The 19,272-nt window shown below is 56.9% G+C and carries 12 protein-coding genes and 7 pseudogenes; 14 read left to right on the top strand and 5 right to left on the bottom strand.

Going from position 1 to position 19,272, the window contains the following annotated elements; all coding sequences use genetic code 11:
- Window positions 1–183: 183 nt before the first annotated feature.
- Genes AF337_RS46030 through AF337_RS04180 form a run of 3 tightly spaced genes read right to left on the bottom strand, consistent with a single transcriptional unit; the run spans window position 184 to window position 1,913 of the window.
- Entirely contained in the window at window positions 184–306 is a 123-nt protein-coding gene (locus tag AF337_RS46030; RefSeq protein WP_257784633.1) for a hypothetical protein, read from the bottom strand.
- Between the two features lie 22 nt (window positions 307–328).
- The gene (locus tag AF337_RS04185; protein WP_012489430.1) at window positions 329–1,030 is read right to left on the bottom strand and encodes a RibD family protein; all 702 of its coding nucleotides are present in this window, start codon (window positions 1,028–1,030) and stop codon (window positions 329–331) included.
- Window positions 1,031–1,061: 31 nt separating this feature from the next.
- The gene (locus tag AF337_RS04180) at window positions 1,062–1,913 is read right to left on the bottom strand and encodes an SDR family oxidoreductase (RefSeq protein ID WP_041684022.1); all 852 of its coding nucleotides are present in this window, start codon (window positions 1,911–1,913) and stop codon (window positions 1,062–1,064) included.
- Between the two features lie 467 nt (window positions 1,914–2,380).
- On the opposite strand from AF337_RS04180, the gene AF337_RS04175 reads away from it, so the two are divergent.
- The 4 genes and pseudogenes from AF337_RS04175 to AF337_RS04155 all read left to right on the top strand — a co-directional run bounded on the left by AF337_RS04175 (window position 2,381) and on the right by AF337_RS04155 (window position 8,312).
- Window positions 2,381–3,163: an SDR family NAD(P)-dependent oxidoreductase gene (locus tag AF337_RS04175; RefSeq protein WP_012489432.1), complete on the top strand. Its 783-nt coding sequence runs from the start codon at window positions 2,381–2,383 to the stop codon at window positions 3,161–3,163.
- A 6-nt stretch (window positions 3,164–3,169) separates the two neighbouring features.
- Window positions 3,170–4,113: pseudogene (locus tag AF337_RS46445) on the top strand (SDR family oxidoreductase).
- Between the two features lie 276 nt (window positions 4,114–4,389).
- Window positions 4,390–4,809: pseudogene (locus AF337_RS04165) on the top strand (ISAs1 family transposase); the annotation flags it as partial.
- 1,058 nt (window positions 4,810–5,867) lie between these two features.
- On the top strand, window positions 5,868–8,312 hold the full coding sequence (locus tag AF337_RS04155) for a beta-glucosidase (RefSeq protein ID WP_012489435.1): 2,445 nt from the start codon (window positions 5,868–5,870) through the stop codon (window positions 8,310–8,312).
- 283 nt (window positions 8,313–8,595) lie between these two features.
- On the opposite strand, the pseudogene AF337_RS41755 reads toward AF337_RS04155, so the two are convergent.
- Window positions 8,596–8,774 (bottom strand): annotated as a pseudogene (locus AF337_RS41755) (IS3 family transposase); the annotation flags it as partial.
- Between the two features lie 1,016 nt (window positions 8,775–9,790).
- On the opposite strand from AF337_RS41755, the pseudogene AF337_RS39620 reads away from it, so the two are divergent.
- The 3 genes and pseudogenes from AF337_RS39620 to AF337_RS04145 all read left to right on the top strand — a co-directional run.
- Window positions 9,791–10,238: pseudogene (locus AF337_RS39620) on the top strand (Tn3 family transposase); the annotation flags it as partial.
- 525 nt (window positions 10,239–10,763) lie between these two features.
- Window positions 10,764–11,150, top strand: a complete 387-nt coding sequence (locus AF337_RS04150) for an ectoine synthase (protein ID WP_049731165.1) — start codon at window positions 10,764–10,766, stop codon at window positions 11,148–11,150.
- 453 nt (window positions 11,151–11,603) lie between these two features.
- A complete protein-coding gene (locus AF337_RS04145; protein WP_049731164.1) occupies window positions 11,604–12,725 on the top strand; it encodes a saccharopine dehydrogenase family protein in 1,122 nt (373 codons plus the stop codon).
- Between the two features lie 260 nt (window positions 12,726–12,985).
- On the opposite strand, the pseudogene AF337_RS41745 reads toward AF337_RS04145, so the two are convergent.
- Window positions 12,986–13,085: pseudogene (locus AF337_RS41745) on the bottom strand (transposase domain-containing protein); the annotation flags it as partial.
- Window positions 13,086–13,130: 45 nt separating this feature from the next.
- Here AF337_RS41745 and AF337_RS39615 point away from each other — a divergent pair.
- The 7 genes and pseudogenes from AF337_RS39615 (at window position 13,131) to AF337_RS04120 (ending at window position 19,055) form a co-directional block, all read left to right on the top strand.
- Window positions 13,131–13,448, top strand: coding sequence for a tyrosine-type recombinase/integrase (locus AF337_RS39615; RefSeq protein WP_225882929.1), 318 nt, complete (start codon window positions 13,131–13,133; stop codon window positions 13,446–13,448).
- Window positions 13,445–13,927: pseudogene (locus AF337_RS44960) on the top strand (tyrosine-type recombinase/integrase); the annotation flags it as partial. The gene AF337_RS39615 and the pseudogene AF337_RS44960, both read left to right, overlap by 4 nt.
- A 43-nt stretch (window positions 13,928–13,970) precedes the next feature.
- On the top strand, window positions 13,971–14,174 hold the full coding sequence (locus AF337_RS39605) for a hypothetical protein (RefSeq protein ID WP_225882931.1): 204 nt from the start codon (window positions 13,971–13,973) through the stop codon (window positions 14,172–14,174).
- 114 nt (window positions 14,175–14,288) lie between these two features.
- Window positions 14,289–14,390 (top strand): annotated as a pseudogene (locus AF337_RS39600) (transposase domain-containing protein); the annotation flags it as partial.
- A 508-nt stretch (window positions 14,391–14,898) separates the two neighbouring features.
- Window positions 14,899–15,954, top strand: coding sequence for a D-alanine--D-alanine ligase family protein (locus AF337_RS04130; protein WP_225882928.1), 1,056 nt, complete (start codon window positions 14,899–14,901; stop codon window positions 15,952–15,954).
- Between the two features lie 511 nt (window positions 15,955–16,465).
- The gene (dapF, locus tag AF337_RS04125) at window positions 16,466–17,359 is read left to right on the top strand and encodes a diaminopimelate epimerase (protein WP_049731162.1); all 894 of its coding nucleotides are present in this window, start codon (window positions 16,466–16,468) and stop codon (window positions 17,357–17,359) included.
- A gap of 475 nt (window positions 17,360–17,834) precedes the next feature.
- A complete protein-coding gene (locus tag AF337_RS04120; protein ID WP_012489441.1) occupies window positions 17,835–19,055 on the top strand; it encodes an ATP-grasp domain-containing protein in 1,221 nt (406 codons plus the stop codon).
- The last annotated feature ends 217 nt before the right edge of the window (window positions 19,056–19,272 follow it).

Genomic DNA, 19,272 nt, shown 5'->3' with positions numbered 1-19,272 from the left:
TAGGCCCGACATTTTTGTGGGGAGCATCGTTACGTGCGGCAATACGCGTCTCACCTTGTTTGTTTGTCGAGCTGCACTCGAGCAACGCCTTGACGCTCATATCGCGGTCACCGCCGCGGGCATTAATGTCGGCGTCACATACCGTTCATCACACCGCCTAATCGGAGAGACACCACGGGCAGACTACGCCAGTTCTTCCGGCTCTCTGCGCTGCGCGATGATCTCGAAACTAGGTTGCTTGCTCAGGAGTATCGCGCCCTGCTCCTCGACGATCATTTCGACGACGGCAGGAGGGAGCCCTTCCACAATCTTCTCCTATGGACGTCTCTTATGGACGTCCAACGCGATATCTCAGATGCACGGAGCCGAGGCCAGCGGCTTCGGCGCTGATAAACGTGAGCCTCGCCCTGCCGTCAAGCCCATCCTCGCCGCCCTCGAATATGGCCGGTGTACTCGACTTGCCTCCGATCGCAGGGAAGATGACCAGGCTGACCTCGTCAACAAGACCCGCCTTCAAGAAATGGCCATTGGTTTGCGCCCCGCCTTCCAGCATCAAGCGCTTCACACCGAACTCGGTTCCAAGAAGGTCGAGCGCGTTTTTCAGATCGACGCCATCTTTCTCCGAGACGATATAGGAAACGCCAGCCTGGGTGAGGCCCGCCAGGTAAGCATCATCCACGTCAGATCCTGTCAGGACCACAAGGTGAGCTCCCTCAATGTCGCTCTTGTCCCAGCGTAGCCGACCGTCCTTATCCACGATGACAGCGAACTCGCCGGCGTCCGGGTTGGCGATATGGATCGGTCGCGCGGCTGTGCCGGTTGCTTGATAGGGGCGGTCGACGGCGTCCGCGAACTCTTCTCCCGTCGCTCTTCCCGAAAGCCAGGCGTCGGCACCGATCTTCTCATGCAGGCCGTCATAGATCTTCACGAGCTCATCGACCGAATGGCCGGTTGCCTCGGCCCAATCATTGACGATCAATCGGCCATCCAGCGGCGACATCATGTGACAGATTACATAGGGTCTGGGCATTGGATTACTCTCCTCTACAAACATTCCACCGTCAGTGACCTGACTTCAACCAGGCTGCGAGTTTATCCATCCAGTCGGGGTGCCAGCGTGAAAGCGCCGGCCGGTTCAGGATCATGTCGTCGGCCGCCCAGCGGATCCTTCTGGCATCGATCGCAGACGTAACCGCGTTATCCGGACAGATGATGTAAAAATTCTCGTCGAGCAGACGGACCAGGAAGTATTCCACCAGTTGCTCTGCGGTCCATGCCTCATCGGGTTTCGCAATGCCCTGCGGCTTGAGTGCGGTGTTCATGGGTGTCCACGTGTAGCCAGGGACGAGGAGATGAGCCGAAACACGACCTCCCGTCTCCTTCAGAAGCTCGTGCGACAGCTGTTCGGTCAGGACTTTGACAGCTGCCTTCGCCACCGAATATGCGGCGTTACCTGGAGGAGTCGTAATACCTTCCTTGGAGCCGAGGTTGACAACGGCCGACTGGCGACCGGCTTCGATCATGTAGGGCACGAAGACGTGTTGCGCGGCCAGAACACCTCCGAAGTTTACATCGATCTGGCGTCGCCACTTTGCAGGATTGTCCCAAGGGCCGGCTCCTTGCGTTATGCCCGCGTTGTTTACTAGGACGGCCACGTCGCCAAACCGCGAAATCGTTTCGTCCCGCAACCTGGTCAGTGCCGACAAATCTGATACGTCGCCGCTCACGATCAGGATGTCCGTGTCGAGTGTCGAAGTAACATCCTCAAGTGCGTCGGCGTCGAGATCCAGCAGCGCGAGCTTCATGCCGCGGGCCGCGAGAGCCCTCGCGATTGCCAAGCCGATGCCCTTCGCAGCTCCCGTGATGACCGCAACGCGGCCAGGAGCAACGACGCTGTTCATTCTCTCGCTCATTTTTTGTCTTTCCCGTCATTGGACCGTCACCGCTGGAAGGTGTGCCGGACAAGCCGTCGCCGTGGAATTTTTCTCCGAGAAGCGTGCCGGCCGATGGCACCAGCGCAGAGAAGTCCATCAACGCTACTCGGGCGCTTGGGTCGTCGGATCATATCCGCAGGCTGCGAACGACCGTTCGATCGCACTATAAGAATAGGGTAGCGCGACGGCTACTTGAAGTGAGCGGGATCGCACGCACCGATGAGCCGTGTTCACTCAAGGGCCTTCGTGACGTAGGGAATGCCTGGCCAGTTCGACCGCGGACGGGACCAAAAAGGTAACGCACTCCTGGTCCCTGCCAGATCGGTGGATGATTTTCACTCACCGCCCCGATCAATTTTGCTCATGTAACCAATCGGCTCCACGGGCATTTGGTCACCAGCGCCTCGAGACGATCGTAGTGCTGACCAAACCAAAGGAGTGAAATCATGACAGGGAATAAACCACTCGCAATGATCACGGGCGGCTCATCTGGAATAGGCTTCGAGCTTGGCAAACAATTCGCCAAGAATGGATTCGATGTCGCCATTTCAGGCTCAAGCGACAAGGTGAACGAGGCCGCCGATGCGCTACGAAGCCTTGATGCCGAAGCATATCCGTTCAAAGCGGATGCCTCGACGTACGATGGCGTCGAGAGGTTCTGGACCTTTACGCAGGGGCTGGGGCGCCCCTTGGAAGCCGCGGCTCTGAACGTCGGTATCGGTATTGGCGGCGCCTTCGTCGATAACGATCTCGAGGATGAGCTTCGCCTGCTTGCGATCAATGTAACCGGGACCGTCCATATGGCCAAACGCGTCGTCCAACATATGGTCAAGAACGGCCGCGGCAGGATTCTCATCACCTCCTCGGTTTCGGCGACCCTGCCCACGCCATACGAAACCGTTTACGGCCCGTCGAAGGCATTTGGTTATATGTCCGCGGAATCTCTGCGCGAGGAGTTGCGCTCGACCGGGGTCACGGTGACGGCACTCCTTCCGGGCGCCACCAACAGCGACTTCCACGCGAACGCTGGAATGGGCGGTACGAAGCTCGGTGGCCAACAAAAAAACGACAAGACGCTCGTCGCCCAGCAGGGGTTCGAGGCTCTCATGAACGGCATCGACCATATCGTCGGCGGAGATCAGGAAACCAAGCGCCAGGTGTTGGAAAACCGGACGACCCCCGAGCCCGTCAAAGCCGCGCGGCAAGCCGAATTGACCCAACCGCAGTGAAGGAGCATGTCACATCTGAAAAACAAGGTCGCCATCGTCACAGGGGCTTCCTCGGGCATTGGAGCGGCGACCGCCAGAGGATTGGCGGAAAAAGGTGCGCGCGTCGTCCTTGCCGGCCGCAATGAGGAACGCCTCAGTCAGATCGTCGAAGACATCACCGGTTCGGGAGGTATTGCCAGCTACAAGGTTGCTGATGCCACGGATTTTGAGAGTACCAAGGCCCTCGTCGCGTTCGCCACAACGACGTACGGCCCGGTCGATATATTGGTCAACAATGCCGGCCTCATGCTCTTTTCCTATTGGAAGGATGCCGCCGTCGGCGATTGGAACAAGATGATACCAATCTGCGTGGCTATCTGCATGCGATCGCCGCGGTGCTGCCGTCGATGTTGGAGCGCCGGTCCGGCCGCATCCTGAATATGAGCTCTATCGCCGGCGTTCATGTCGGCGAGGCGGCAGGGGTTTACGGAGCCACGAAGTTCTTCATACGCGGTATTACCGAAAGCCTCAGGAAGGAGGTGGGCGTGGGTAGCGGGATCCAAGTGTCTATGATCAGCCCTGGCGTGATCGATACCGGCTGGGCCGACAAGGTTCATGACGAGACGGGCAGAAAGATCGCCGGAGAGCTCAACAAGCAGGGTATTCCGCCGTCGTCGGTGGCTGAAGCCGTGGTCTATGCACTAGACCAGCCCCCGGAGATCACGATCAACGACATTTCGTCCATGCAACCCGGCAGGACTGGTAGCCCGCGTTTTCGAGAGCTCAGAACTAGAACCTCCGGGACTGTTAGACCGCCTCGCGGAACCAACCGGTGCCGTCTCTCGTGGCTGTGGACACGAAGATCTTCATTGCATGACGATCTAATCCCGGACGTTTTCGTTTTTCAGCGACCGGGCCATCTCCGCCGTCCTTCGCAGGATCCAACATGGATCACTAGGTCAAATTTTTGACTGCTTCCTCGGCCATCACATACCAAATACAGGGCCAGTTAAATAAGGATTGAAGGTGCCGGCCGGCCTGAAGCAAGGTCGGCGCCGGCAAGGGCGATCTTTTTCAGTACAAGTGCGAGTATCCATAACTCATGGTATCAACGCGGGCCGATCTGGCCGACCTTGAAACTTTCGTCGCGATCGCGCGTGCGGGGGGGGGGCCGAAAGGCCGCCGCGCTTCGCGGCGTTTCCGGGTCTGCCCTCAGCCACTCGATCAGGGGTTTGGAGGCCCGTCAGAATGACCATGACCGCTGCGAAAGACGCCGTGCCTGCATCGTCGCCGTCAATGACATCGACTTCCCCGGCCTGCAGGCCATCGGATCCGTCGAGGCCACAAGCCGTCATGCCGATGGCCGTCTGACCAGCCATGTCCGCTACTTCCTGCTCTCCACCGTCATGTCGGCTGCCGCCCTGATCGAGGTAACCAGAACTCATTGGCAGATCGAAAACAAACTGCACTGGGTGCTCGACGTCCAGTTCCGCGAGGATGCCGCCAGAAACCGTAAGGATCACGGACCGGCAAACATTGCTCTGTTACGAAAGATTGCCCTCAACCTCATCCGAGCCCATCCAGATAAGGCCTCCATTCGTCGAAAGATCAAGAAGGCAGGGTGGGACGATCAGTTCCTCATCTCTATCATCGCTCATATGCGATAGCCCTGCTTCACCAGGGGAATTTGAGTGCCGGCAGAAAGCGGTCGCTCGCAGCCAGAAAAATAATTGGCAGCAAGATCGCCTGGCATCCTTTAACATGCCGAAAGCGGAAAAAAATACGTGACAGCCTCCGATCCCTCTCTGAGCCGAGGCCATCCATGATGATAGAGAATCCGCAAGTCTTCGGCTGTCTGACACAACCAGCCGGTACGAATGCGGTACTGCCACGGCTCTCCTCCAGGCGCCCGTTTTTGATCTCTCGATATCTAAATTTGTGCAGACGAGCAGGCAAAGCTATAACGGCAGGATCAACGAATACTGGTAGCTCTCAGACAATCTGGATCGATATCAACCGGAAATGCCTGCATATGTAGGGAGGATTCAAGCACGGCGTGAGGGCGATGCAGACGGACGAGGCGGAGACGTCACGGAAACACGAGAGCACCTGCATCACCTCGCTCGAGGTTTCCAGGCGGCCTTGTAGGAGACCCGCGGCGTAGTGCCCCGAAAACCCCACCGCGCAAATGCTGATTATGAAAGACAGTACGAAAATGATTACTCTGTAGCCGGACACGGGACAACAGCCTGTCCATTGTGGTCGATCCTTGTCCATAGGCGGTGAAGAAACTTCATCAATCGGGATCCGCCTCCGAGGGAAGCATCGAATCATCAATGACGACACGAAAGCTGCGCGACCGAGGTTGTCTGTCAACAGATTGTCTGATAAAGCTTGCTAAGGTTCAAACTGTCTCACAAACTTGCGGAGGAATAACTCCGTAACAGAACCGGCGCTGCCGCAGCCGGCACAACTTTCACTGCTGAAATCGATTGCCGCGATGTCCCTTGTTTTCAATGGAAAGCGGTGACCGCATCTCGGCTATGTGAAGGCTTCGAACATGTCGTCGTCCTCGCGACGGCGGGACGCGACGCCTTGATGAACAAACGGGCGTCCTTTTTATGGATGGACGGCTCCATGGCGCCGAGATCACTAGCTTCCCCAATATGCATCTCGAGATGCCGATCTGGGACAGCTAAGTATTGAGATTCAAGAAGCAGAGAAGATGATTGATAAGAAAGCATTGCTCGATAATATGACCTTGGCGGAGCAGGTCTCGCTACTTTCCGGCGATACGTTCTGGTCTTTACCGCCCATCGACCGCCTAGGGATAGGGAGATTGCGCTTGACCGACGGCCCCAACGGCGCCCGCGGGGCGGGGTCTTTTGTCGGAGGTGTGACTGCAGCGGCTTTCCCGGTGGGCATCGCCATCGGAGCGAGTTGGAACCCGGATCTAGCCAAGGAAATCGGCAGTGCCCTAGGTGACGAGGTTCTTTCAAAAGGTGCCCACGTCTCGTTAGCCCCCACCGTTAACATCCAGCGTAGCGTCACAAACGGCCGCAACTTTGAGTGCTTCTCTGAGGATCCGATCCTGACGGCGGAACTTGCAGTCGGCTATATCGAAGGTCTGCAGTCCACGAAAGTCGGTGCCACGATAAAACATTTCGTCGGCAACGAGTCCGAGATTGAACGTACAACCATCTCTTCAGATATCGATGAACGCACGCTGCGCGAAGTCTACCTGATACCCTTTGAGACGGCGGTGAAGCGGGCAAAGGTCTGGGCCGTGATGTCTTCGTATAACAAGCTAAACGGTACTTACACGGCGGAAAGCCATTGGCTGTTGAACGAGGTTCTGCGCGGTGACTGGGGTTTTAACGGCGTGGTGATGTCGGACTGGTTCGGCTCGCGTTCGACCGCACCCACCGTGAATGCCGGGCTGGATCTGGAGATGCCGGGCCCGACTCGCGATCGCGGCTCCAAGCTACTGGCTGCGGTCGAAGGCGGCGAGGTTAGTGTCGAGACGATCCGCGCCTGTGTGCGCAATATCCTGACTTTGATGGAACGCACCGGCGCTATCAACGATCATCGCGAGTTTAAGGAGTACGCCATTGATCGACCGAAACATAGGGCATTGATCAGGCGCGCGGGAGCGGAAAGCGCAGTTCTGCTACAGAATGACGGGATCCTGCCATTGGCTCAGCAAGGTATGGTCGCCATCATTGGACCCAATGCTAAGGTCGCGCAGGTGATGGGAGGCGGCTCGGCGCAGTTGAACCCTCACTATGTCATCAGTCCGTGGCAGGGGCTGGTGGACGCGCTGGGTGAGGAGAATTTGTGCTACGCTCAGGGTTGCAACAATTATCGGTTTCAGCCGCTAATCGAAAACCCCACAACCTTCGAGTTTTTCCAAGGAAGGGAGCTAGCTGGCGAACCGGTGAAGGTCGTCGAGGAACCGTCGAGCCTTGGTGTATGGTTGCCCCCCGTGGCCGAGGGCTTTGTCGATCCCCTTCGCTTTTCGGCTAGAATGCGCACCATCTTCACAGCCTCGGAAGCCGGCATCTATCGCGTCGGACTAACCTCGGCCGGGCTTGGCCGGGTCTATGTGGACGGCAGACTTGTGGTGGACGCTTGGGCTTCCTGGATACGTGGTACCACATTCTTTGAAGAAGGCTGCGAAGAGGTCGTGGGTGAAATCACGCTCGAAGCCGGCCGTACATACGAGGTCGTCGCCGAGTACGCCCGGCACGACCACGTCAACCTCTATATCGCTGCAATTCGGGTAGGAATAGGCAGATTTTCGGCCGAAGCGGAGATTGCCGAGGCAGCAGCCGTCGCGGCAAAGGCTGATCATGCGGTAGTCTTCGTGGGCAGAACGGGCGACTGGGATACCGAGGGCTCCGATCTTCGCGGTATTGCACTTCCCGGTCTGCAGAACCAGCTTGTTGAGGCGGTAATTGCGGCCAATCCGAACACGATCGTCGTACTACAAACCGGTGGACCGGTGGAAATGCCCTGGCTTTCCGGTGCTCGTGCAGTACTGCAATGCTGGTATCCCGGACAGGAGGCTGGCAACGCGATCGCCGATGTGCTCCTCGGCAAGGCCGAGCCCTCGGGCCGACTGGCACAGACCTTCCCCGTGCGCTGGGCTGACAACCCCACACATACCGAGGATGACGCGGTCTATCCAGGTAAGGACGGCCATGTGCGATATGACGAAGGTGTGTTCGTCGGTTATCGGCACTACGACCGCCACGGCATTAAGCCGCTGTTCCCGTTCGGTCATGGTCTCGGTTATTCAAGCTTTGCGATGTCGGACCTGACGGTAGGGCTACCGGACGCTGCCGGCGCGGTGACAGTGACACTGGAATTGACCAACATCAGCGAGCGGCCAGGTTCGGCAGTGGTGCAAATCTATGTCGGCGATGTTGAAGCATCTATACCCAGACCGGTTAAAGAGCTGAAAGCCTTCTCGAAAATTGCCCTGGAACCCGGTGAGAAACGAAGGTTGCGTTTCGTACTTGACGCCCGAACATTTGCCTTCTTCGACACGACCGAGCGGCGTTGGCGGATAGAGGCGGGGGAATTTGCAGTGATGGCTGGGTTCTCGGCCACCGACATCCGTTTGAGTTTAACTGTCACGCAAAAGGGCGCTGTCTTGGCGCTCTGAATGTGCCGCAAATCAATGACCATATTGGGCAGTGGTTGAGTTCCAACGTATGCAGTTTTGGCGGTGAAGCTGGGTGAGTTGAGTGAGAGAATGCCTCAAAACCGGTACTTGGTTAATGGCCTGGCCAAACACCGCCTGCGCCTCCAAAAACAGGCAATGTTTTCTGAACGATCGTAAGCGCGATTTTCCCCGCACCTTCTGCAATTGAGTGAGCTTTGGCATGAGGTGTCCACCCAAATAGGTGGACACCAAGGGATGGAAGAAGTGACCTGCCACTGGATTTTCATCCGGCGGCGATTAGAGCCTCGGCGGTTTTGAATACGCCAAGTGGCGCGGTGTGAGCAACCGGCGGAAACGCGAAGCCTTCATCTTGCGTAGCGTTGGAGCCGGTTGCGGCATTGTATCGGCATAGCTTGCCGGGGTCTGGTATCCGAGCGATCAGTGCGGCCGGAAATGGTTGTACAACACGACGACAGAACACCCACGGGACCGAGGTTCGCGAGCTTTTGTATCCGTGGCATCCCTGGTCCGGGCAACCCGTTCACGTGCATGAGGCGGTGTCCAAAGGGACGCATATTTCCGCTGCAGCCTTTCTGGTTCTTCTTCTGGTCGACTTCTTGAGGTCCCATCGTGGATTTCGACCGATCAGTGAGTGGTCGTTGGCGCAGCCTGGCGGTCCCGCACGTCGATCTCGCAAGCCTGCATTCTTTGGCAAGATTGCTGAAGGACGCTGATGCCTCATCGCAATCTTCGGTAATGGGCGCAGCACTTTGGTCGACTCAGCCTATTCAACGCCATGGTGAGGCAGCTACAATGCTGACTTCCAAGAGAACCTTGAGCCTGCCATCGATGCAAAATAGCTAAAAGAGCCAGCCTGCCCGTCTAACCAACGCGAGCAGAACTCTCGGGACATTGTCACCCAACTTGTAGAGGGCCATCTTCGGCGTCAAGGCGCAGACCCTAACCGCTTCCGAGCAGAGAACTACGTAGGGTGCTGGACATATTTGTGAAGAACCCAACACGGCACAATACTTTTATCATCACGGAACGGGCGCGGCAGTCGGCCAGCAGCCAGGCGCCTGTAAAATCCAAGTGTCGAGCCGACAGGGCCTTGAAGGCATGCCTGAAACCAGGATGAGGGAACATATCGCCGGACTGGGCCGAGTTGAAGAACGTTGTGGGCAAGAATCTGTGCCCTCGCCTCATCAGTCCAATTCCGCCGCTGCCGCCGACAGGTGATCACCTTGATGAAAGTCTGGTGCCGGAAGCCGGGCCAACTTGCTCAACGATCGGCAAAGGCCGGCTTGCCCAAGACAGTGTTTGTTGCGGAGAGCGCAGAACCCGACGTGAACGTTTCGGCGGCTGCTAGCGTTGGGGCGTCAACCGCGGCTTTGGATGAGGAACTATAGGACGCAACCCCGTAGCTTACGCCAACTGCGTCCGCCACCTCTGCCAGACGGGAGACCACGACACCGGCATGTCCGACCGGACAATCGATTGGCGCCATGCTCGAGCAGGTTTTCCTGTGGTGCCGGGACCGTTGCATATACGGCCCGTCACACAAGGAACTGGAACGCCTGGTGCGTTCGCAACGGCAGCATTATTTCGATAGCTGGTTGACCGGGGTGAGCGCTCGCCTTTCAGCAACTACTGTCGCATTGCTGGAAGGGTCTATTGCCGAGGCAGACGGGCAGACCGGCTTCAATACGATGAGCGGTGATGCTGGCCAGGCATCTCTCGACAACAACCTCAGCATGACGGCGAAACTTGCCTTCATTCAGAAACTTGATCTACCACGGAATATCTTGTCGACGACCGGCAAGGGCATGGGTGGAACCGATCGTCCGCCGCGTCGCCGGCGAAAAGGCCTGGGAGATGCGGCGGCACGCGCCGGCCAGACAAATCGGCCTCTATGCGATTTATCTTTTTCCCTTTCTCCGACGGTAACATAGTCGTGGAGCATCTGCTTGACCGACATCCGACATCTTGTGTTGGTACTGTCGGGTCCGCAACATAGGCTTGTATGGCCAAATCTCATGGTCAACCCTAGTTTAAATAGCTGAAGAGCCGTCAGAATCACTCTTCTAGGCCTCGACCACTAAATTGGCACAAGTTTTGTAACAGCCAATTGCGAGTCCGGAGCCGTCCACCGTTGATTCCGCAATCACTAAGGAAAGCAATGCGTCAGACGCTTAAGCAGCTCGCTGAGGGCCGTTACAAGACTGGAGGCCATTGAGGCATGCCCGGACGCGGCGCGGGCCTGTTCGAAGCAGTTTAGTAGAAAGGAGATCATCAGAAGCGGCAGTCGCTGCCCGTAACTGCATACGCTTTGGGCGATCTCGCCGTATCGGGCTGCCATCGTGAGGCGATTGCGAAATGCTGCCAGATAGGAAGGAATATTTGAACTGGGATTACGGCAACTTTGAAATCTTCTGACATGAGGAGGACGCGATGTTTGTGCGCAGCCTACTGGACGTCGAAGCTACGGATCACTTCGTGGAGTGGGGCAGCGGTACTAGCCGCCGTCTGCTGACGGAAAAGGACGGCATGGGCTTCACCGTCTGCCATACGGTGGTGAGGGCGAACACCGTGTCGCTGCTTCAATACCGCAACCATCTCGAGGCTTGCTACTGCATCGCCGGGGAGGGCGAGGTTGAGGACATGGAGGGCAATATCTATCCGGTCCGCCCAGGCGACATCTATGTGCTCGACAAGCACGACAAGCACTATTTGCGCGGGGGCGGCGACCGAGACCTGATCCTCGTCAGCATCTTCAACCCGCCGCTCACGGGGATAGAGCGCCACGACCTCAATGACCAGTCGGGTTCAGCATACTGAGTAAGGCGGCCGTAACTCGGACCTCTTTGATGCCATGCCTCATGGCGAACGTGTCCTAGACAGAACGCAATCTGGGACATTATCGAAGTTGCTAGCCGACTATCCCGAACGTCGCGATCAGTGATATTGCGCGGCGTCCGCAAACAAGTACTTGCAAGATGCCGCGCTTTGACTTCGTTGTTTGAGGAGATATATCTCCTCGAGTGCAACTTTGGGGATTGGCAAAAAATAGCATATTCCGGGCTATGATCAGTGGGCACGGCATGAATGTCATCGACTTGCTATCTTTGCTTTGCAACTCCAAAATATCAGGGAGCCTCATGTCGTGAACTTGGAAGAGACACCCGCTTCAGGTGCCGCCACTTTTGATAAATCTTTAAACGGCGCTGGTGACAATCTTGATATGAACTACGTCCGCGATCGCAGAAGGTGGATAGTTGCAAGGGAACTGATATGAAGGATGTAGTGGTCATTGGCGCAGGCAAGATTGGCGGCGCTATCGCTTTGATGTTGGCTGCGACGAACGACTACACCGTCGTGGTAACAGATCGCGATCAGGCGCAGCTAGATAAGCTCGACAAGCATACTGCGATTTCGAGTAAGGTAGTCGACATCACCGACAAGACTGAGCTCGTAAAGTTGCTGAAGGGAAAATTCGCCGTTTTGTCCGCGGCGCCATTCAACCTGACCGGCAAAGTGGCCGAGGCCGCATTGGAAGCTTCCGTTCACTACCTCGATCTCACGGAAGATGTCGCAACGACAAAGAAGGTCGAAGAGCTTTCCAAGTGCGCCAACGTTTCTTTCATTCCTCAGTGCGGTCTTGCTCCCGGTTTCATCTCGATTGTTGCCAATGACCTCGCAAAGCGTTTCGACACGCTGGATAGCGTTCGGATGCGCGCCGGCGCACTGCCGCAATACCCGTCCAACGCTCTCAACTACAATCTCACCTGGAGCACGGATGGTCTGATCAACGAATACATTGAACCGTGCGAAGCTATTGTAGAGGGCAAATTCGTCACGGTCCCTGCACTGGAGGAACGGGAAGAATTCTCCTTGGATGGCATCACCTATGAGGCCTTTAACACATCCGGCGGTCTGGGCACCCTGGCCAAGACGCTCGAAGGCCGCGTCCGCAATATGAACTATCGGACAATCCGATATCCCGGTCACCAGGCGATCATCAAGGCTCTGCTGAATGACCTCAATCTGAAGAATCGCCGAGACCTGCTGAAAGACGTCTTCGAGAACGCTCTGCCTGCTACGATGCAAGACGTTGTGGTCATCTTCGTCACCGTCTGCGGATGGAAAGACGGTCGCTATTTGCAGGAGACCTATGCCAACAAGGTTTACTCTGGCGTGGTGGCGGGTAAAGCGATGAGCTCCATTCAGATCACGACCGCCGCCGGCATCACAACGGTTCTTGACCTTCTGGCCGACGGAAAGCTGCCTCAGAATGGCGTCGTTCGGCAAGAAGAGGTCGCACTGCCCGACTTCCTGAACAACCGGTTTGGCCGGGCCTATGACCCGGAGGCCCTGCGCTTGAAGCTGGACCTAGAGGTCCTGCCGATGGACTAGGTGAACTTTAACGGCCCTTGTCACCGGTGACGGTCGACTGCCGGCTGTAGTTGTGATGGCTTAAGACACGTGTTTACGACTCGTTTGCGAGGTGTCTTAGGCGAGGCTCGCGATGCGCGTGGAATTCTTGGTCACGAACGGCGGCGTCGATGGGGTGATGCACAGAAGCTCGACATTTCATGTCGGTTGGGATTTCTGAAACTCCGTAACCATCCGGCTAGGGTGTTGTAGGGTTGTAGGGACTTCGGTGGCTGCCAATTTCAGGGGAGCAATTGTTCGAGCCTGCTGATCGAGGTGTCGGGTGCGAGCGAGCACATCGGCGAGCCACGCTTGTGGATCGAGGTCATTGAGCTTGGCGCTGCTGCGTCACGACGTCGGAACAGCGATCGTCGCTTATAATCCGGCATGGGCGGCCCGCTTCGGCGTGTCGACGCCGTTTTCTTGCGAACACTTGCGCCGCACGTGGGATTTGCCTCCGGCTGCGCCATCACAATGATCGCGAAGCAGGCGCTCGAACTGGCAGGCATTGACGGCTATGCGCACCAAGGTGCTCACCTCTTTCGCCACAGCCTCGCGACCGACCTTTTGCGGTCGGGCGCCAGCTTTGCCGAGATCGGCCAACTGCTCGGCCATCGAAGCATCGACAGTACAAGAATCTATGCCAAGCTCGATATTGAGAAGCTGCGTGAACTGAGCCTACCCTGGCCGGGAGGTGTCCAATGAGCCGGCTTCGCACCGCGTTTGAGCGCTACATCGGCATGCGCCAAGGGCTGGGATACAAATATGACGGTCCGGCAAAACGATTGTCGGAGTTCGTCGCTTTCATGGAAGCCTGCGGCGCCGAGACCATCAAGAATGATCTGGCAATGGAGTGGGTCACCTCGATGGACCGGCAGCCGAGTTGGTCAATCCGACTGGCTGATGTGCGCTGCTTTGCCCAGCACCTGACTCATTTCGATCCTTTGACGGAAGTGTCACCGAGCGACGCTGTGGCGCCGACACGGCGGACAAAACCCTACATCTATAGTGAGGTCGAGATTCAGGCACTTCTGGCGGCAGCACTGTCGTTGCCGCCGGCCAACGCCCTCCGGCGCTGGACATATCACTGCCTGTTCGGGCTGATAGCAGTGGCCGGACTGCGCCATTCCGAAGCGCTCAGCCTGCTCCGGGCCGATGTCGATCTCGACCAGGGCGTCCTCACCATCCGAGAGACAAAGTTTGGCAAGTCACGGCTGGTGCCGCTGCATGCCAGTTGCTGCAGGCGGGCGTCGACTGCTCGGTCATTGCCCTGTGGTTGGGCACGAAGCGATGGAAACGACGCTGACCTATCTTCATGCGCATCTCGTACTGAAGGGATCTGCACTCGCAGAGCTGAAGCCGTACGAACGCGCCAAGGCCGAGCGATTTCGACCAAGCGACCGGCTTCTCGAATTCCTGAACGCCCTCTGAGCATGAGGACTATGCCAAGCGCCAAACAACGGCGACCCGCCGAACCGGCCGGGAACGCACGGTTTGATGCAAACAAGAGAAGAGGCGCTCGGCATAGTTCGACGGTCGGCATAAACCGCAAAGCTGAACGGCGGCGATCCAGAGGCTTACCTAGGAGACGGCCTCACTCGCATCGCCGATCACTCCATCAACCGGATCGATGAACTTCTGCCGTGGAGGCTCCAACTTCCCCGCGGAGGGCTTGACCGGACGCTTACTGTCATCGGAGTTGGTTGCGCCACCGACGGAAACCGGGAAGACGGAGGTCAACTTCGCCCTCTTGGAGGCGAGGACAAACTGGGCCGAAACGCTGAGACTACAGCACCCCGACACACCTTCCGTCGACTTTGTGCAATTGATGACACGGCGGTGTTCAGCCCCGCGTCCTGCCGTACTCTCATCGAAGCCATTCAATAAAAAGCAGACATTTCGTGGTGGCTCTTTTTGGCCCAGTTGGCACGCCTGTTGCTGCAATCGATGCAAGTTGCGTGCAGCTGCCAACCGGACTTTAGGTCTGGGCGACAGTGTGAGCGACGAGCCGAGGAGAAAAGCACGAAGTCAGGGTAGCATCGTCATTCAAACCGAGAAACGCGCTGTTTCACTTGTAGGCCCTCACGCCCAGCCCAGAGCCATTGAAGGGACGGCGTCCGGGTCTGGAGCGATGTGTACGAAAAGGTACGTCGAGTTGTTCGACGATGCCGCCCAGGCGGGTAATCAGAACGAGTTCGCCAGCAAGGAGGACGACAAAATGCATGACGCGAAACTGCTATCGGCCGCACGAGAAGTTCTATCCCCGTTGCGGCTAGTTCTTCTTGCTGGAGGATCATCAACTGAGCGCGCAGCATCTCTTGAAACTAAAGATGTACTATTGCCGCACCTCCAGAACCTTTGCCGTTCAGTTGAATTTGTTGAGCCGAACGATGTAGAGCAATTGCTCCGCGCCGTCCTCCAATGCGACTTCGTGCTCAGTGTGGTCTATGGCGCAGGAGGCGAAGATGGTACGATGCAGGGGTTCCTTGACATCCTGCGCGTTCCCTACTCCGGGCCATCAACGCTGCCCTCCGCAATTGGAATGAACAAAGACATCTTTGTCTCATTGCTTCGAGATTGGGGCTATCCAGTCCCGCGAGGCCGTTTAGTAGCAGCCCTGGGAGACCCTCGCTCCTGGCCGCTCGAACTACAGCAGTCGCAGGTACTGGTCCTTAAACCGATTGGCGAGGGGTCCAGTATTGGAATCAAGATGCTGGATGGCCATGCTGCAGCCGCGGAGGCGATTGCCCGAATCGAACCTACTGATTGCTCCAGGTGGCGCCTTGAAGAATTCATCGAAGGGCCATCTGGCACCGTCGGTATCTTTCAAGTGGGATCAGAGCTTATCATCGGAGATGTCGTGTTATTCGACCTTCCAATCGGCTGGCGCTTCTACGATGACCGGCTGAAGCAGAGGTCGGTCGATGAGCATGCTATACCCAAGATACTCCAAGGACCGGCGGCAGAACGTATCCGCGATGATGTCCTCAGGCTTTATAAACAGCTGGACTGTAAGGGGCTTGTACGCTTCGACTTTATCTATAATGACGGCGCCCCCGTCTACCTCGAGGTTAACACCATCCCAGGACTGCTCCCTGAAAGCAATGCGCCGCTCTCGTTCCAATCACGGTTCTCATTCGAAGATCTCATCACACTAAGCACTGCTGCGCAGATACCCGGGCAGCTGATGATCTCTACTAAGGTTGTGTGACGTAGGCTAGTGTCGTGAGGAGGTGCGTAATGAATGGAAACGTCTCCGGCCCGCGCATTTGACGCCGGAGCAGATGGAGGAGTGCTGTCTGACAGCCGCGGCTGCGTTACGCTAGGGGCGGCTTCCCCAGACTGACATCGCCCGATAGATCGGCGTCAACTGCGCGAGTGTCTGTCATTAGGGGCGCTACGCTGGCGCGCCGGCGCCGATTGGCTGCCAAGACACGGGACGGCCGCGGCTTGAGTACCAAGCCTGAGGCCGGCTAGGCAGCCTCCTGGCTAAGGGGTGACGGCTGGCTCTGCCACCGAGTGTTAGACGCGTAAGTGCCATTGCGGGGCTGGTAGAGGGGACCTTGGAGTGCACTAACATCGGCGCAATCTGGAGCGCTGCTTGAAACGCTCAAGGGCTCAGCATGGTCCTGCCACACGAGCCAAGGAGCGGGTGAATCGCAGCCTAGCGTAACACGATTGGATTGCTTTGAGTTGAACACTTTATCTAGCTGGACAGAACAATGAGACACATCAACTTTCTCTCATGCCCTCCACCAGTTGACTTGCCCGGGCAGTGGCCATTTATCAAGATGCACGGCTTACACAACTATTTTGTGATCGTAGATCGGCGCGACGGGTCGAAGTCTTTCGATCGTGAGGACATCGTCCGCATCTGCGATTGCCACACCGGTCCGGGAGGCGAGCAACTGCTCACCATCGAACCGGCCTCGGACAAGGGGCGCAACGTCGGTGCCTACGCGGCGATGAGAATCTTTAACATAGACGGCAAGGAAGTCGGTGCATGCGGCAATGCCACGCGCTGCATTGCGTATCTTCTTCTCGAGGAGACCGGCGAGGACGAGGTGCAGATTGAAACGAAAGCAGGTGTCCTTCACTGTCGAAGAGCAGGGCCAATGCAAATCAGCGTCACGTTTGGGCCAATCAGCATGGACTGGCGCAGGATTCCCCTGTCCAGAGAGGTAGATACGCTTCACTTGCCAGTACAAAGCGGACCACTGAAGGACGGCCTCGCGCTCGATATAGGCAACCCGCACGCTGTCTTCTTCGTCGATTGCCTCGAACTCTTTGACATGGCTCACCATGCGCCGGTGGTGCAGAACGACCCCCTCTTTCCCGAGGGCATTAATGTGGACGCCGCCGAGGTTCTGGACGGGCGGACACTGCGGCTCGCCGTCTGGGAGCGTCCGGGCATATTGACCAAGGCATGCGGAACCGGCGCATGCGTCGCCGCCTATGCGGCACTGAAACGAGGCCTCGTCACTTCCACCAGAATTGCGGTCCACCTTCCGGCCGGATTGCTGAAAATCGAGATCGCAAACGGAGACATGGCTGTCATGACCGGGCCTGTCGCGTTCTGCTGTCATGGCTTTATAGAAGGAGGCAAGAAGTCGTAGGCTAACGTCAGTTAGCTCTTGCGAGGTTGCGCGGGTTGAGGGGCTGAGTGAGCCAGGCAAGTGGATCGACGTTGTTCATCTTCCCCATTTATGCCGACCGTCGACCTATCCCGAGCACCTCTTCCCACATTGACCTTGCCACCAAGTTTTATCCAGCTTTGAGTTCGCTCCAGCGGTTTGAGTTGCTGCGACGTACATCACAGCGCAAGACTCGTTCCACCCTCGTTCTTCCTTTGGCTGACCAATCTCTGACGGATATATCGCGGACGAGCGTAACCCCGCAGACTCAGCAATTTTCTCACGTCCAAAGAAATGCCGTTGTCGGATATATGACATTGACGATAGTCAGCCATCGTCCCTTTCTCCCTCATCTGAGCACTGAACATTAATGATAGAAAGTGCCCCGATGTTTGTGCGGCTGGCACAACTCTTGCTGGTGTGAATTGAAGAGCGGGAGCCGACGAGAGTGCCGAGAGTGACGAGAAGAGCGCTAGTTTTTATCGAAGGTAATACCGCCGGTACCGGACAACTTTATGTCCGGGCCGCGCAGGATCTTGGGCTCCATCCAATAGTCCTGGCAGCTCCGCCCGTCCAATACGACTATCTTAAGGAAAAATGTATCGAGGCAATCGTAGTTGATACGAAAGATCTTGATGCGCTTATCCGCGAATGTTCCCGCCTCCGTTCAACGTATGACGTAGCTGGGATCACCTGCGCCAGAGAGGCATTCTATGCGACTAGTGGCAAACTCTGTCGGCATTTTGGGCTACCAGGCCCCAATCCGGAGGCGGTAGAAAGATGCTGCAACAAATTCACGCAACGTCAGCTCCTTAAGGAAGGAGGCGTTTCCGTACCGTCATATTTTCTAGCAGTGAATACTACCGAAGTTATATCCGCCGCTGCAGAGATTGGCTTCCCTGTAGTTGTTAAGCCAGTCGTAGGTGTTGGTAGTGCCGGTGTACGACTCTGCTGCAATGTCGATGAGCTGTGTGAGCAGACGAGCCATTTGCTGAACAGCACTGACGTGCGAAATTTCTCGTCAGGCATACTGATTGAAGAATTGGCGCGAGGCCCACATTTTTCGGTTGAAACAATGGGGACTGACGTTATAGGGGTCTGTGCCGCTGATTTCGGCCCACCGCCGCACTTCGTGTATCGTCATTTCGCATTTCCGGCCCCGCTGAATGAATACGAGTACCAGCGTATCGTCGACGTTGCACAGAGTTCTTTGCGAGCTCTCGGTCTTGAATGGGGACCGGCCAATATCGAACTCCGGTGGACGAGTCGTGGACCCGTCGTTATAGAAGTCAATCCGCGCCTTGCTGGAACGCCGGACCCACAATTGATTCTCTTAGCATACGGTATCGACCTCATCACCGAGCACATCAAGCTTGCTATCGGCGAGGAGTCGACGTTGCACAGGAGACGTTCGCACACTGCGGCCGCCCGAATACTAGTTCCTGACCGCGACGGCACACTAACGTGGTCTGATAGCGAGAGCCGGTTGGCCGTTTTACCAGGTGTCGCCGAGGTCAAATTGTATCTAGCTACGAACACGCCGATCATTAGGAAAGGAGATGCCCGAGACTGGATCGGGCACGTCATAGCGGTTTCACCGAGCCTAGCCCAGTGCGAGGCGATCCTTCAGAATGCCGTCGATCAAATCGATTGGACAATAACTCCATTTCCGACGTAAACGCCTATTTCTGCCCACATCGCCAGGCCTTTGATCTTCGGTTCCAGCTAGAGGCATTTGTGAGCCGCGTTCCCGCCGTATCGTGTTTCGTCAATTCGCATTTCCGGCCCCGCTGAACGAATACGAGTACCGGCGTATGGCCGACGTTGCACAGATTTCTTTGCGAGCGATCTCACCATCAGTGAAGCAAAAGTAGAGAAAACCCGGACAACCGGCT

The sequence above is a fragment of the Rhizobium ecuadorense genome, from assembly GCF_001187535.1.
GTDB classification, from domain to species: domain Bacteria; phylum Pseudomonadota; class Alphaproteobacteria; order Rhizobiales; family Rhizobiaceae; genus Rhizobium; species Rhizobium ecuadorense.
The sequence above is the reverse complement of the archived record's forward strand: the minus strand, read 5'-3'. Positions and strand labels throughout refer to the sequence as shown.

Coding starts and splice junctions, on each gene's coding strand:
- AF337_RS04185 (WP_012489430.1), bottom strand. CDS start 1,030: ATGCCCAGACCCTATGTAATCTGTCACATGATGTCGCCGCTGGATGGC.
- AF337_RS04180 (WP_041684022.1), bottom strand. CDS start 1,913: ATGAGCGAGAGAATGAACAGCGTCGTTGCTCCTGGCCGCGTTGCGGTC.
- AF337_RS04175 (WP_012489432.1), top strand. CDS start 2,381: ATGACAGGGAATAAACCACTCGCAATGATCACGGGCGGCTCATCTGGA.
- AF337_RS04155 (WP_012489435.1), top strand. CDS start 5,868: ATGATTGATAAGAAAGCATTGCTCGATAATATGACCTTGGCGGAGCAG.
- AF337_RS04150 (WP_049731165.1), top strand. CDS start 10,764: ATGTTTGTGCGCAGCCTACTGGACGTCGAAGCTACGGATCACTTCGTG.
- AF337_RS04145 (WP_049731164.1), top strand. CDS start 11,604: ATGAAGGATGTAGTGGTCATTGGCGCAGGCAAGATTGGCGGCGCTATC.
- AF337_RS39615 (WP_225882929.1), top strand. CDS start 13,131: ATGGGCGGCCCGCTTCGGCGTGTCGACGCCGTTTTCTTGCGAACACTT.
- AF337_RS39605 (WP_225882931.1), top strand. CDS start 13,971: ATGCCAGTTGCTGCAGGCGGGCGTCGACTGCTCGGTCATTGCCCTGTG.
- dapF (WP_049731162.1), top strand. CDS start 16,466: ATGAGACACATCAACTTTCTCTCATGCCCTCCACCAGTTGACTTGCCC.